The sequence below is a fragment of the Terriglobia bacterium genome (assembly GCA_035712365.1).
In the GTDB taxonomy this organism is placed as follows: Bacteria; Acidobacteriota; Terriglobia; order UBA7540; family UBA7540; genus SCRD01.
In genome coordinates this window covers 108839-123284 of record DASTAW010000029.1, presented here as the reverse complement: position 1 = coordinate 123284, position 14446 = coordinate 108839, and the positions used below count along the sequence as shown (strand labels likewise).

The window sequence follows — 14446 nt, the reverse complement described above, 5'->3', positions numbered from 1 at the left end:
AAGACCCATGGCGGAAAAGGTGAATCGGAGAAGGTTTCTGAAAACGGGTGGCATCATGTCGGCGGGCACTTTCATCTCCGGCGGCGTGCAGGTCCACGCCATGGCCGAACGGCAGGAAGCACCGGCAAGGCCAGTGGCGGCCAACGATCATTTGCAGATTGCCTTGATTGGCGCCGGGGGCCGGGGGCAGTCGGACACGAAAACGGCCGCGCAGGTGCCGGGTGTGAAGGTGAGGGCCGTTGCGGACTGCTACGACGGGCGCCTCGCTCACGCCAAAGAGCTTTGGGGAGCCGACATTCAGACGACGCGCGATTATGCGGAAATTCTGGCACGCAAGGACATTGATGCCGTGATCATCGGCACGCCCGATCATTGGCACATGCGGGCGGCCGTCGATGCCATGAGCGCCGGCAAAGACGTCTATCTTGAAAAGCCCATGATCCATCTCTACTCCGATGGACCCAAAATCATCGAAACGGCGCAGCGCACCGGCCGCATCCTGCAGGTGGGCAGCCAGCGCGTCAGCTCCATGATTTACCGCAAGGCGAAGGAACTGCTGGCCTCAGGCGCCATCGGCAAATTGAACATGGTTACGGCCTGGTGGGACCGCAACTCTTCCATCGGCGCCTGGAATTATTCCGTTCCACTCGACGCCTCTACCGAAACTTGTGACTGGCCGCGCTTCCTCGGCACAGCGCCTAAAATTCCCTGGAACCCCGAACACTTTTTCCAGTGGCGCAAGTGGAAAGCCTATGGCTCGGGCGAAGCCGGAGACCTTTTCGTCCATCTGTTCAGCGGCACCCATTTTGTCGCGGGTGTCAACGGCCCCACGCACGCCGTGGCCACGGGCGGGCTTCGCTTCTGGAACGACGGCCGCGACGTGCCGGACGTGCTGCTGGGCCTGTTCGATTATCCTGAGGGCTTCAACCTGAGCCTGCGCGTCAACTTTGTCGATGGCGGCGCCGAAAGCGAGGGCCTGGTGTTTACGGGTTCGGAAGGCACCATGACCATATACGGAGATGGTGTCGGTCTCTCAAGGGTCCCGCGCGAGAAAGAGCCGGGCTACTCGGTGAATAGTTTCGCCACGGGCATGCAGAAGGAATTTCTGGCCGCCTACCGCAAGAAGTATCCCATCATGCATCCTTCAGGTGACATCCCGCTGGGCGAAGAAAAATACATCGCCCCCGAGGGCTACAACGACACCTACGACCACCTGAAGAATTTCTTCGACGCCGTCCGCGCCCGCCGCCCCGTGGTGGAAGACCCTGTCTTCGGATTCCGCGCCGCCGGGGCGGCCCTGCTCAGCAACCTCAGCTACGACCGCAAAGCCGTCGTCCGCTGGGACCCGGAAAAAATGAAGCTGCTGGGTTAAATGCCCCTGGAGTGCGGCGGCTCGCCGCCGCTTTGCGCGAGGCCCATTCGTTGGCCCCACAATTTTCAGGCTCTTTACGCGGGCACCGTCGCGGGCCGAAGGCGGGAGCAAGCTGCATATTCGTGAGGCGAAAGTCCCAATGGGCGGACCTGACAAGGTTAATAGAACAAAACGTAAACTGATTGAGTGGGCGATCTTCGGAATCGTAGCGGTCGGACTCGTGTTATTCATACGCTGGTTTGCTCCCTGGGTCGTGTTTAGAATTGAGGTCGCTACGGGAGTCGTCAAGATTGTCCCACGACGGCTCGATTCTGTGCTTCGGCGGCGTCTTCGCGAAGAGGAGGATGTGCTGGCCAAAGCGGCTCCGGCTGCGCTTAATGGACCATTAGGAAGTTTTCCCTGTCTGGTGCTATCCGTCGCGGAGGGGATCGTTGAAACGGGGAGTCTAAGTGTTCCTGCGCCTCCGTCCAGAGGGCCAAAACCATCGGGCAGCCCTTTCCGTGACTGCCTGGATCTGGTTCCGGGCGGCCCTCCGGCGAACGCGGTGGAACTCAGTCTGAACGACGTGACGGTGATGTTTGTGCAGACTGACCTCTACTTGCCCGGCGATCCTCCGATCGCGTTTACGCGCGTCGTCCAACGCTACGTAGATTGGAATTCGAATTATCAGGTTTACCTTCCCAATGAGTATCTCACCTATCCAACTGGCCACCGCAGCCCCTACATGGACCAGACTCTCTGGCTTGCTGACAGGAGCGGCGTTCTGTTCAATCGGATTAGCAAAGGCACCGGCTACGCCGAGGCCGTATATAAGTCTCGCAGTACGCGGTCGGAGTTCGACAAGGCGCTCGCCGGCTGGAATGGCAACGGATGGGACTATGATTTGCCCGATGGCAGATCGATTGTCTTTCCCGATTCCTATTATGCCCAGCGACCACAGGAGGGTGCGCTGGTGGGGTTAACTGAACCGTCGGGCGCGAGTCTCACGCTCGAGCGCGACCGCGATGGCAATCTCCACGAGGTCCGCTCCAGCGACGGGCGCTGGATGAAACTTTACTATCGGGGGCCGTTCATAATTTCCATCGAAGATAGCGCTGGAGGAAGAGCCTCCTACAGTTATGACAACCAGAAGCGTCTTTCCCTCTCGACGAACGCCGCGGGCGAAATACTCTCCTACACCTACGATGCTTCGGGTGGCCTGAAGCACGTGGAGAATGTAAAGAAGCATCGATGCGTGCTTTCCGTTCAATACGCCGCTCGCGGGTTTCCCACGTCCATGCAGGTCGATGGTGGGGCCGTCTTCCGGGTTTCCGCCGGATTGCAATTTCGTGATGATCGTGGCCACCAATGGGTTGCAGAATGCACCGAGTTCACGGATAGCGGGTGCCAGTATCAGGTCCTGACCAAGTGACCAATCCCCCTCCATAACTGACGGCAGATATCCTCTTCCTGTGGGCACAGTCGCGGGCCGAAGGTGGGGGCGCCCCCGCACTGCGAGAACGGCTTCGCGATACGCGGGTGGCGCAGATGCTCGCCTTGCAGTATCTGCGGTCTCGCGGGGCGAGGGGCTATTGCTGGTGTCCATTCCAGTCGGCCCATTGCTATGTTCGAGGTATCTTCCAAAAACCATCTCCAACCTGACGATGGCCCGTCGCCGCCATAACTGCGGCTCCTGCACCGCACGTCGCAAACCCTCTCAGCTTCGCTGAACGCAGATATCAAAACTCGATATCTGCGCCACCCCGGCCCAACGTGGCCCATCCAAGGCTGCTGCTTTTTCTTCCAAAGGTCGAAGCTTCAGCTCCGACATTTGACAGGCCGCTCCGGCCAAAGGCTTCAGCCGCTGAAGCAATCATCGGGAAAGTCTACAGCACTGACCCGCCGCTCCTGACTTCAGGCTCCTGGCTCCTGACTTCCAGCCTCTCCCCGCCGATTTTGCTTGACTTTCGTCGGCTAGTATGATAGCCTCCAATAACTGCTTCCCGGTAAGGCGCGGGACCGGGGCATGTCTTGCAAAGCCTGCGAAGTTAAACAGCGAAGGTTCGGTGCAGGATCAGGGAATGAGGCGTGGTGTTTGCAGCGCGCGATCCATCATTGGCCCGGCGGTCTTCTCAGTGGCGGGTGACGAATGGGCGCCGGTAAAGTAGGAACTTTGCGAGCTAAACCAAGGCCATTTTCCCTGCCAATTGTTGGGAGCAAAAACAAAAAAGAATACCTTTTTTGAAAAACGAACCGGAGAGGTTGTTGAAAACAAAGAGAAATGGACAAAAAACAAACCGGAACAAACCGGAAAACGAAGCGGAGAAGTTGTTGAAAACAGGTAGCTGTGGAAAAAACAAACCGGAACAAACCTAAAAACAAAGCTACCGATCTTGCTGAAAATACAAGCCAGCGAAAAAACAGCCGAACGCAATTGGTAATGGAGTTGTTGGTTTTGATTTTGTGTCACAGCCGTCGTGGTCCCGCCCATGCGAGGGGACCCGTGGACCCCAATTTGACTTAACTCCAGCCAGTGATTAAAATCGAATGTTTATCCAAACGTGAAAATTTCCTGTTGAGGGGGTTGCGAATGGCAGTGAAGGTAGGCATCAACGGTTTCGGCCGGATTGGGCGCAACGTGTTTCGTTCCGCGCTGAACGACCCAAACATTCAAGTGGTTGCGGTCAATGATATTACAGATCCAAAAACTCTGGCCCACCTGCTGAAGTATGATTCGGTGCTGGGGAACCTCGACACAGAAGTGACGAGCGGCGAGGATTCCATTACCGTGGGCGGGAAGACCATCAAGGTTTTCAAGGTGAAGGACCCTGCGCAGCTTGACTGGTCCTCGCTGGGCGCGCGGATCGTGGTGGAATCCACGGGGCTGTTTACCAAGGCCGAGGACGCCAGCAAGCATCTTCACGGAACCGTCAAGAAGGTGATCATCAGCGCGCCGGCCAAGGGCGAAGACATCACCATCGTTCTGGGCGTGAATGAAAAGAGTTACGACCCTGCCCGGCACAACATTATTTCCAACGCCTCCTGCACCACCAACTGCCTGGCGCCTGCTGCCAAAGTTGTGGACGAGAATTTCGGCATTAAGAAGGGCGCCATGACCACCGTCCACTCCTACACCAATGACCAGAATATTCTGGACCTGCCGCACAAGGACCTGCGCCGCGCCCGTGCCGCCGCCCTCTCCATCATTCCCACCACCACCGGAGCGGCCAAAGCCGTGGGACTGGTGCTGCCGCAGTTGCAGGGCAAGCTCGACGGCTACGCGATGCGCGTGCCCACCCCCAACGTTTCACTGGTTGACCTGGTTGCCGTGCTGAATAAGCCAACCACCACCGAGGAACTCAATGCCGCGTTCAAGAAGGCGGCCGATGGCCCACTGAAGGGGATTCTCCAATACTCGGAGGAGCCGCTGGTTTCCGTTGATTTCCGCGGAAATCCGCACTCATCGATCATTGATGCCCCATTCTGCAAGGTGATTGATGGCGATCTGGCGAAAGTCACCGCCTGGTACGACAACGAGTGGGGATATTCCTGCCGCGTTCGCGACCTGGTCAACTACGTCGCAAAGACACTGTAGGCATCACGCAGAAGCCCGGAGCAGGAAGGCAGAAGCCGGAAGTTTCTGCCTTCTGCTTTCTGCCTTCTGCCTACTGTTTTTAACAAGGAGTGACGACTGATGTCGAAACTGTCGATTCGCGATGTTGATCTGAAAGGCAGAGTGGTGTTCATGCGGGTTGACTTCAACGTGCCGCTCGACGACCAGGGAGAGATTACTGACGACACACGGATCCGCGCCAGCCTACCGAGCATCCGGTTGGCGGTTGACCGCGGGGCGAAGCTGGTGTTGGCATCTCACCTCGGCAGGCCCAAAGGAAAAGTGAATCCGAAGATGAGCCTGCAGCCGGCCGCCGAGCGCCTGGCCGCGCTGCTGAATAAACCGGTCAGCTTTGCCTCGGACTGCGTCGGCCCGCAGGCGGACAAGCAGGAGGAGGAATTGAAGCAAGGCGGCGTTGTCCTGCTTGAGAACCTGCGTTTCCACAAGGAAGAGGAAGCCAACGACCCGGAATTTGCCAAGCAACTGGCCGTCAAAGCTGAAGTTTACATCAATGACGCATTCGGCTCCGCGCACCGCGCGCACGCTTCCACGGAAGGCATCACCCACTACGTTCCCGTGAAAGCGGCGGGCCTGCTGATGGAAAAGGAACTCGAATATCTTGGCAAAGCCCTCGACAACCCGTTGCACCCGTACGTGGCCATTGTGGGCGGCGCCAAGGTTTCTGACAAGATCAAGTTCCTGCAGAACCTGATGGGCTTTGCCGACACCGTCCTGATCGGCGGGGCCATGGCCTACACTTTTCTCAAATCGCAGGGCGTGGAGGTGGGCCTGTCAAAATTTGAGGCCGACAAACTTGACCTGGCGAAGGAACTGCTGCAACAGGCCAAAGAGAAGAAGGTGAACTTCCGTTTGCCCCAGGACCACGTTGTAGCCGATAAGCTGGACGCCTCGGCCAAAGCTGAGACGGTCAACTCCGCCGGCATTCCCGCTGACCGCCTGGGCGTTGACATCGGACCGAAAACGAGAGCGGATTACGCCTCCGAGATCAAAAAAGCCAAAATGATCATCTGGAACGGCCCCATGGGCGTGTTTGAGATTGACCAGTTTGCGCAGGGCACCATGGAAGTGGCGCGCGCCGTTGCCGGATCCGGAGCGGTATCAATTGTTGGCGGCGGGGATTCCGTGGCGGCGGTCCACAAGGCCGGCATCGAAGATAGGATCACGCACATCTCGACCGGCGGCGGCGCTTCACTCGAGTTCCTGTCAGGGCTCAAGCTGCCCGGCGTCGAAGCCCTGCCGGAAAAGCAGTAGGCAGAAGGCAGAGGGCAGCAGGCAGTCGGCGGAAGGCAATAGCCAGTTGGCGGCGGGGACAAATGAGCCGTTACGAAATCGACTTTCTTCCGGACAACACGGACGGAGCGCTGCTCGATGAGCTAAGGCGAATTGCAGAATTGCTGCCGCGAGATGAGCCGCTGACAAAAACCGCCTTTAGGCGATTCGGCGCGAAGGTATCGGCAAAAACGCTCTCTCGGAGATTCGGCGGTTGGAAGCAGGCACTTCAAAAGGCGGGACTGGAACATCTCTACGTCGGTCAGCCAATTTGCGAAAAGACGAAGCGATCCAGAAGCCGAGCATTCAGTCCGACCGCCGAGAAGTACTCGCGGGCCTCAGATTCAAAGCTTTCATGCGGGACCGATTTCGTTGCGTTGCTTGCGGCAGAAGTCCGGCTTCGCACCTGAATATCGTTCTACACGCCGATTATATCCTGGCAGTTGCAAACGGAGAAAAATTACGTTAGATAATCTCCAAATTCTTTGCCACGATTGCAACCTTGGGAGGGGACGGGCAATCGTCCCATGAAGTCTCTTCCTGAAGCGCAAGTGCACGCGCGTGAAGGCGATAGGAGATCTGGACATGAGCAGCACTGACTTGCCCAGGGTGGTTCGCTGACCCATTAGGCAGTTTTTTAGAAGGCGGAGTGGGATGCGAGCGTCAATCGACGGGAACCTAATTGTACGCGGCCACAGAGACCTGAAGGTGTATCAGGTCGCCTTTAATCTGGCCAGGGAGATTTTCAGGTTGTCGAAAAGGTTTCCCGAAGACGAGCGCTATTCACTCACGAGCCAGATTCGCCGTTCCTCGCGCAGCGTGGCGGCGAACATCGCGGAAGGTTATCGTAAGCGCCGATACCCTAACATGTTTCTCAGTAAGATGACGGATTGTGATGCCGAGGCGACGGAAACACAGGTGTGGCTGGACTTCGCGCTGGACTGTGGATATTTGCTCGATGCGGATCACAAACGCCTTTCAGTCGCCTACGAGGAATTAGGGAGAATGCTGGGTGGCATAATGGCTAACCCACAGAAGTTTACACCGAGGTGAGTAACTCCTGCCGGAGTCGGGCAGTGAGGGTACCGCGCACTGTCGAGTGTTGACTGCTTTCTGCCTACTGCTTACTGCTGACTGCCTACTCACGGCAGATGGAGATGGAAGCGACATGCGGAGACCTGTAATTGCTGGCAACTGGAAGATGTACAAGACGCGCGGAGAGGCTGCCGCGTTCATCGAAGGGCTCAAGCCAGGCATCGCGGGAGTTCATCACTGCGACGTGGTGGTGGCTCCCCCTTTTACCGCTCTGGCCGCCGCCGCCGAGGCCGCCAGGGGAAGCGGGATCGGAGTGGCTGCCCAGGACGTCCACTGGGACGCCGAAGGGGCGCACACCGGCGATGTCGCTCCGGGAATGCTGGTGGACGCCGGCTGCTCGCATGTGATCATCGGCCACTCCGAGCGGCGGCAGGACCACGGCGAAACCGACGAGCAGGTGAACCGCAAGCTCAAGGCCGCGCTCGCTGCGGGATTGACTCCCATTGTCTGCGTTGGTGAAACGCTGGATGAGCGCGAAAGCAATGAGACGCAGCAGGTGCTCGAACGCCAGTTTCAGCGCGGCTTCGCCGGGTTGACCCCCTCTGAGTTTTCCCGTATCATTGTGGCTTATGAGCCCGTGTGGGCGATTGGGACCGGCCGCACCGCTACTCCCGAGCAGGCACAGGAAAGCCATGCATATTTGCGTGGACTGGCGCATGGGCAGTTTGGCGAAGATCAGGCCCAGCGCGTGAGGGTCCTTTATGGCGGAAGCGTCAAGCCCGAGAACATTAAAGGGCTGATGGCCCAGCCCGATATCGATGGGGCGCTGGTGGGCGGCGCAAGCCTCAAAGTTGATTCCTTCGCGGCGATTATCAATTATCCCTCGGCCTGAAAACGTGCCCTGCGGCGCGCAGTTTGAAAGGGAGTTTTTTATGGACTTTGCAGTTACGGCCCTCCAGGTTATTTCGAGCATCCTGCTGATCGTTGTCGTCCTGATCCAGGGCGGAGAGAACGTGGATATGGCGGCGGCCTTTGGCGGCTCAAGCCAGGCGGCTTTTGGTCCCCGCGGGGCGGTGACGACCCTGGCCAAGATCACCTGGGTGCTGGGCTTCATTTTCATGGCGACTTCGATAACGCTGGCGATCTGGGCTACGAAAGCGACATCAAACTCGGTGATGCAAAACGCGCCGGCCCAGACCCATACCGCCCCGGCTGTCCCAATCGCACCGGCGGCGCCAGCCAAGAAGTGAGGAAAAGGAACGGCCTACACGACGCCATGCGTTCTCAGCATGGGTCAATCAAATTTGCCTCCCATGCGGAAGTGGCGGAATTGGCAGACGCACCAGCTTGAGGGGCTGGCGGTCGCGAGACCGTGGGGGTTCGAGTCCCCCCTTCCGCACCATACCTCGCGATGATCTTATTTCCTGACCCAAGTCTGGACTACGGCGTTGCGCCTCATCGGCGGCGTTTCCGTTCTTGCTTGCGTTAATGCTGGAATGCTGCAACGTAGGCAAACGGCGGATCAATCATGGCCACTTTGCGTCGGTTACTCCCTGAGCTTCCCAGAACTTCGCGAAGGCGGTGAGGTCTCCGATCCACAGGTCCAGACCCTGGTTCTGAATTTCGGCGAGAAGCTGCTGAATAACCTGGAAGCGCGCAGTGGTGTCGATGGGATGAAGCAGCAGGACGGTGGGCGCGTTGTTGTCATAGTTGAACTTGATGACCTTCATCCAGGCATCGACATACTGGCTGACCGTTGTTGTGTCGAGGCCCGTAAGACCGGCCGCCGGCGATGCATCGTCTGAAATGGACATGGGATATTCCATCACGCGGTAGGTGGTTACAGTGGCTGGGGTGGTAGTGGTGTCCAGGGTGAAGGTTACAAACGGAAACGCTCCCCGCGCAAGGTCGTTGAGATAGCTCAGGTCCCGCCGGTAGCCGGCGGCTGAAAGCCCCTGGAGGAACGTGGGAGGAATCTCGGTGTAGCCCGCGCGGAAAGCCGTAATGGGAACGTTGAAGTCATTTTCGAGCAGCCACTTGCTGACTCCGGCTTCTCCGATAACGCTCATTCCGGTGGTGCAGCAATACGGCGTGGAAGAGATGAAGTTAAACATAGGCTGGTAATTTGCGGCGGTCTCCGATGGCGGGTCGGTCAGGCTGTAGATGGCCGTTTGGAAGTCAGGGAAATGCCCGAAACTGTGGCTCTGGACGTCGAATCCATGATCGAGCGCGTATTGGATGTCCTCATGTCCGGCGGCGCTATACATTCCACCGATCCAGCCGTTGTCGTAGGGACTCGTGGTAAACAGGTACGTCGACTTGAAGCCCAGGCTGTTTTCCAAATCAACACCGGCAGGAACGTTCTGGTAAGACACGATGGCGTCCACATCATGGGTGATGATCAGCGCAGCATGATGGCCGCCCGGCGCCCACTGGCGTTCCTGCGGAGCGGCCGCGTAGGCTTCATAGGTGGCGCGCATCATCAGCCGGCAGTTATCCGCGTCCGGAACGATGGCATTAACGCCCTGCGGCCCGGTGTCGTTGCCGAGCTGCAGCTCCGGCAACTCGATCAGCGGCCGGAGCCGCCATCCGAACACGTATGCCCGCCCCGATCCGATGTTGCACTTCAAAACGGCGGCGTCGCCTGTGCTCCACGTGGCCAGCGTCGTGCACGAGCTGCTGGAGTAACCGCGCGTAACATCGCTGGCAGGGAAGAAGGGCGCCCAGTTGATCTCCTCTGGCGCATCAATGTACTTCAGCAGGGGATCGTTCTGAGCTGTGTCGAAGCTGAGCGGGCGTTGCTCATCCGCCAGGTTGATGTAGTCATTCGGTGGTGAAGAAATGCCGAGCGCCGCCAACAGGCCGCTGACATTCGGTTCCCAAAGGTAAAGCGTTCCCCCGCCATTGACGTAGCTGGTGAGGTTGCTGGTGTCCGTGGGCGACAGGGCTAACGCAGTGTTCAGGACGCCTGCCACTACCAGGAAGGGGTTCGCCGCGGCGATGGCGAAGTCGGTGGTATCGATGTTGGGTATGCCCATCTCCGTAAGCAGGTGGTCGGCGCTGAGCACGTCTTCGGAATCTCCCTCATTGTCCTTTGACGTCCAGTCGAGCACGGAAACCAGGGTCCCATTGTGAGGAACCTGCGGGAGTGGCGGCGGAGGACCGCCAAGGACGCTGCCGGCGCCGCTTCGAGGATATCCGGACCACACGGTCAGGTTCAGTGAAGTGGAGGTGCCGCCACCGGGAGCCGGAGTCGCTGCCGTAATGCTGAACGTGCCGGTTGAAACCAGCAGGGAAGAAGGAACCGTGGCGGTCAGTTGCGTTTCGCTTACAAACGCTGTGGCCAGCGCCGTAGCGCCGAAGTAGACGACCGACTGAGCGGTAAAGCCCGTCCCGTCCACGGCAAGTGCAGTGTCGGGACCGCCGGCAGTGGCGGCATCCGGTGAAATGGAATAAAGCGCTGGACCAGGATTCACAACGGTTACCACGGCGCCGGCGGACTGGGTTGGATCTGCCGCGCTGGTTGCCGTCACGCTGACTGTGTTCGGCGATGGAGGTCTTGCCGGGGCCGTATACAGCCCCGTTGAGGCCACGGTCCCGACGGTGCTGTTCCCCCCTGCCACCCCGCTCACCTTCCAGGTAACGTTCTTGTTGGACGAACCGGTTATGGTTGCGGTGAAGGTGACCGTCTGGCCGTCGAGCAATGTAGCGTTGCCCGGAGATATGGATATACTGACCGCAGGAGCCGGTGCTAAAGCCGCGCTTCCGCCGCCGCAACCTTCAGAAAGCACAGCAAGGAATACCAGGAAGATGACGGACGTAGATCTCCAGAGATGTAACAAGACTTCTCCCCGCCGTGCTGTCCCGCCGGACGAAATTAGCTCTGCGCCTGCTGGAACGCGGCACGGCCGCGCCGCCAGAAGATTCTGGCTGACAGGCTGCCGTTCTGGTAATCGGCGATTTTCCTGCTCGGGTTTAACCGGGAGTGGCGGGAACAGAGAGCCGTCAGCTCGGCTGGCGGAGGGACGATCGCGGCGAGCGACTTGTGAGGCGTCTTCAACTCCGGTTTCACGAAGAGCGGCTTGAACGGAACCAGTCTACGGTTTTACGCAGCCCTTCCTCAAACCGCACGCCTGGCTCGTAGCTCAGCAGTTGGCGCGCCAAAGAAATATCAGCATGCGAATGCTGAACATCTCCCGCGCGCACCGGGCCATAGTGCGGCGTGACCTGGCGATCGAAAATCCTGTTCAGGATTTTGATGGTTTCATTCAGCGTGTGGCGCTCCCCGGTCCCTACGTTGATCACCTGGCCGGACGCCTTGGGGGCCGTACAGGCGCGCAGCGTGGCGTCAACAGCGTTGGCAATGTAGGTGAAGTCGCGGGACTGCTCGCCGTCTCCCAGAATGGTGGGAGTGTTCCCGTTCACGTAGGCGGCGATGAACAGTGACAGCACTCCGGAGTAAGCCGAGTCCGGGCTCTGGTGAGGGCCGAAGATATTGAAGTAGCGAAGCGACACGGTCTCGAGGCCATAGACCTGCGCAAAGATTTTGCAGTAATACTCGCCCGCTAGTTTGGTCAGTGCGTAGGGTGAAAGCGGGCGAGGTTCCTGCGACTCCACGCGGGGCAGCGCAGGATGGTCGCCGTATGCGGCGGACGATGCCGAAAACACCACCCTCTTTGCCCCGGCGTCGCGCGCTGCCAGCAGGACATTCAGGGTGCCGTCAATGTTGACAGCGTTGGACGTCAGCGGGTCCTCAACCGAGCGCGGCACCGAGGGAATGGCCGCCAGATGGATGATGTAGTCCACACCCTCGAAATCAGGGCGAATGCTTTCAAGGTTCCGGATGTCCGCCTGGTGCCACTCGATCTTTTCCCTGACCGACGCGAGGTTTTCGATGTGGCCGGTGGCCAGATTATCCAGGACGCGGACTGTCTCACCGCGCCGCACAAGCTCACCGATAACGTTCGAGCCTATAAAGCCTGCTCCGCCGGTAACCAGATACGTGGACATTGTTTCAACTCCAATCGTTTAGGCAAGATTCGAATGTGAATAGTCTTTACCGTTGTTTTGCGAAACACTTTACATAAATTCTAATGTTGGACTAATCTCCAGCATCGAAAAAGAAATAGAATGGATGGGTCAGTCCAGATTCGACGCAGTGTTCCCGGGTGCTCCGTAACGGATGATCCCCAGCCGTGTTCAACTTGAATTCTTATGAGCCCTCGCCAAACCTCGCAACACTTTACAAATGCCCGCATCACGAACTTTTACTATTCTTTTGTTTTCCTGCCGCCAGAGAAGCGGGCGGCGATTGAGGCTGTCTACGCCTTCGCCCGGCGCAGCGACGATGTGTCCGACAGCAACCTTCCTGTAGAAGAAGCCCGCCGACAGCTTGAACTCTGCCGGCAGGACCTGGATCGCTGCTACGGGGCCGGCGGTCTTCCCGGCAATGAGCTTGGCCCCGAACTTGCTGCGCTTGCCCGTGCCGTCAATCGATTCCAGATTCCCCGGGAACATTTCGAGGAACTGCTGCGTGGGATTGAGATGGACCTCAGCCCGCAGCGCTACCGCACCTTCGAGGAGCTTTCACTCTATTGCTATCGCGTGGCCTCCACGATCGGCCTCATCTCCATCGAGATTTTCGGCTACAGGAACCTTCTAACCCGTAAGTATGCTGCAAACCTGGGAATGGCGCTCCAGCTTGTTAACATTCTGCGCGATCTTCAAAGCGACGCGCGGCGTCAACGTGTCTATCTTCCTGAAGCAGATCTCGAACGCTTTGGAGTGCCTCCCCGGTCCTTTCTGGATGGCAAACCCGGCGGCAGATTTACCGAACTGATGGAGTTCGAAGCCGAACGAGCGCGCCGCTATTTTTCCCTGGCGCGGCAAACTCTGGCCCCCGAGGACCGCCGGTCAATGGTAATTGCGGAAATCATGGGAGCTGTCTATTGGCGAATACTCACCCGCATCAAGGCCAGAAATTATAACGTTTTTGGAAAACGAGTGCGGCTGCCACGGCCGCTGAAGTTCTGGATTGCCCTTTCCGTCTTCTGCGGACGACGCGGCTATCGGCCTTAGCAACAACAGGTCTGCGCCACCTTTTATCCATACGAACCCACCCCAATCCTCGCGCCCTCGTTTTTCTGTTCGTGCCCTCCACGGGAAATGATTTCCTGGACCGCATAAGTGGCTTTCTGTTGCGATTCAAAATATGTTCGCGTAACCATCTCGCCAACCAGCCCTACCGAAAGGAGCTGGATGCCACTCAGAATCAGCAAGACCGCCAGGAACAGCAATGGCCCGTGCTGCAGCATAACCGACTGGCCGAGAAAGACTTTCTTGAAGGCCAGGAAAAATCCGATCAGGGTCCCCAGCCCGGTGCTTGCGAAGCCAACCAACCCAAAGAACTGCAGCGGTCGCGTGGAATATTCCAGAAGAAACTTGATGCTGATCAGGTCGATGATCACCCGGATCGTCCGCGAGATCCCATAGTTCGATTTCCCGTTCGTTCGCGGGATATTTTTGATCGGAATTTCAGCGATCCGGGCGCCAAAAGAGCTGGCCAGCGCCGGTATAAACCGGTGATGGTCGCCATAAAGCCGCATGTGCTGAAGTATCTCGCGCCGGTAGGCCTTGAACGTGGTGCCGAAGTCGTGGATGTCCACTCCAGACAACCTGGCCATCAGCCAATTTGCAATTCGGCTGGGAAGGCGCCGAGTCAGCCAGGTGTCCATCCTCTTCACTCGCCATCCGCTCACCAGGTCGTAGCCCTCGTTGATCTTGGAGATAAATTGCGGAATTTCTGCCGGGTCGTGCTGCAGGTCGCCATCGAGCGAAATGATCACTTCGCCTTCAGCATAATCAAATCCCGCCTGTAATGCCGTGGTCTGGCCGAAGTTTCTGCGAAGGCGGACAGCGGTCACGCGCCTGTCGTTGGCGCAGATCTCGCGGAGCAAATCGCAGGTCTTATCGGAACTGCCATCATCTACGAAGACGACCTGGTAAGTGTCTCCCACCGCATCCATGATTTCCACTACCTTCATATAGAGCAGCCGAAGGTTTTCTTCTTCGTTAAACAGTGGAATCACGACTGAATATCGTGCCGTTCTCTGTTTCTCCATCAAGACCCTCCTCCACGGCTGTGCGCAGGACTAAAA

General features: G+C 58.2%; 12 protein-coding genes and 1 tRNA gene. 9 read left to right on the top strand and 4 right to left on the bottom strand.

Annotated features, from left to right (window positions below; genetic code table 11):
• Positions 1 to 7 precede the first annotated feature (7 nt).
• The gene (locus VFQ24_08435; GenBank protein HET9178369.1) at positions 8 to 1372 is read left to right on the top strand and encodes a Gfo/Idh/MocA family oxidoreductase; all 1365 of its coding nucleotides are present in this window, start codon (positions 8 to 10) and stop codon (positions 1370 to 1372) included.
• Positions 1373 to 1511: 139 nt separating this feature from the next.
• Complete coding sequence (locus VFQ24_08430) at positions 1512 to 2783, top strand: hypothetical protein (protein ID HET9178368.1); 1272 nt, start codon at positions 1512 to 1514, stop codon at positions 2781 to 2783.
• 642 nt (positions 2784 to 3425) lie between these two features.
• Here VFQ24_08430 and VFQ24_08425 read toward each other — a convergent pair.
• A complete protein-coding gene (locus tag VFQ24_08425; protein ID HET9178367.1) occupies positions 3426 to 3842 on the bottom strand; it encodes a hypothetical protein in 417 nt (138 codons plus the stop codon).
• A 99-nt stretch (positions 3843 to 3941) separates the two neighbouring features.
• Between VFQ24_08425 and gap the strand changes: the two genes are divergently transcribed.
• The 6 genes from gap (at position 3942) to VFQ24_08395 (ending at position 8691) form a co-directional block, all read left to right on the top strand.
• On the top strand, positions 3942 to 4946 hold the full coding sequence (gene gap, locus VFQ24_08420; GenBank protein HET9178366.1) for a type I glyceraldehyde-3-phosphate dehydrogenase: 1005 nt from the start codon (positions 3942 to 3944) through the stop codon (positions 4944 to 4946).
• 99 nt (positions 4947 to 5045) lie between these two features.
• Positions 5046 to 6236, top strand: coding sequence for a phosphoglycerate kinase (locus tag VFQ24_08415; protein ID HET9178365.1), 1191 nt, complete (start codon positions 5046 to 5048; stop codon positions 6234 to 6236).
• 672 nt (positions 6237 to 6908) lie between these two features.
• Positions 6909 to 7307 (top strand): four helix bundle protein, encoded by a 399-nt coding sequence (locus tag VFQ24_08410; protein ID HET9178364.1) that lies wholly within the window; start codon positions 6909 to 6911, stop codon positions 7305 to 7307.
• A 115-nt stretch (positions 7308 to 7422) separates the two neighbouring features.
• Positions 7423 to 8181 (top strand): triose-phosphate isomerase, encoded by a 759-nt coding sequence (gene tpiA / locus VFQ24_08405; GenBank protein HET9178363.1) that lies wholly within the window; start codon positions 7423 to 7425, stop codon positions 8179 to 8181.
• A gap of 40 nt (positions 8182 to 8221) precedes the next feature.
• On the top strand, positions 8222 to 8539 hold the full coding sequence (gene secG / locus VFQ24_08400) for a preprotein translocase subunit SecG (GenBank protein HET9178362.1): 318 nt from the start codon (positions 8222 to 8224) through the stop codon (positions 8537 to 8539).
• A 65-nt stretch (positions 8540 to 8604) separates the two neighbouring features.
• Positions 8605 to 8691: transfer RNA gene (locus tag VFQ24_08395), tRNA-Leu, on the top strand.
• Positions 8692 to 8815: 124 nt separating this feature from the next.
• Here the strand turns inward: VFQ24_08395 and VFQ24_08390 are convergent.
• Together VFQ24_08390 and VFQ24_08385 are read right to left on the bottom strand one after the other, a co-directional pair.
• Positions 8816 to 11131, bottom strand: a complete 2316-nt coding sequence (locus tag VFQ24_08390) for an IPT/TIG domain-containing protein (protein HET9178361.1) — start codon at positions 11129 to 11131, stop codon at positions 8816 to 8818.
• A gap of 226 nt (positions 11132 to 11357) precedes the next feature.
• The gene (locus VFQ24_08385) at positions 11358 to 12299 is read right to left on the bottom strand and encodes an SDR family oxidoreductase (GenBank protein ID HET9178360.1); all 942 of its coding nucleotides are present in this window, start codon (positions 12297 to 12299) and stop codon (positions 11358 to 11360) included.
• Between the two features lie 204 nt (positions 12300 to 12503).
• Between VFQ24_08385 and hpnD the strand changes: the two genes are divergently transcribed.
• Positions 12504 to 13367 (top strand): presqualene diphosphate synthase HpnD, encoded by an 864-nt coding sequence (gene hpnD / locus VFQ24_08380; protein ID HET9178359.1) that lies wholly within the window; start codon positions 12504 to 12506, stop codon positions 13365 to 13367.
• Positions 13368 to 13390: 23 nt separating this feature from the next.
• Here hpnD and VFQ24_08375 read toward each other — a convergent pair whose 3' ends face one another.
• Positions 13391 to 14410 (bottom strand): glycosyltransferase family 2 protein, encoded by a 1020-nt coding sequence (locus VFQ24_08375; protein HET9178358.1) that lies wholly within the window; start codon positions 14408 to 14410, stop codon positions 13391 to 13393.
• Between the last annotated feature and the right edge of the window lie 36 nt (positions 14411 to 14446).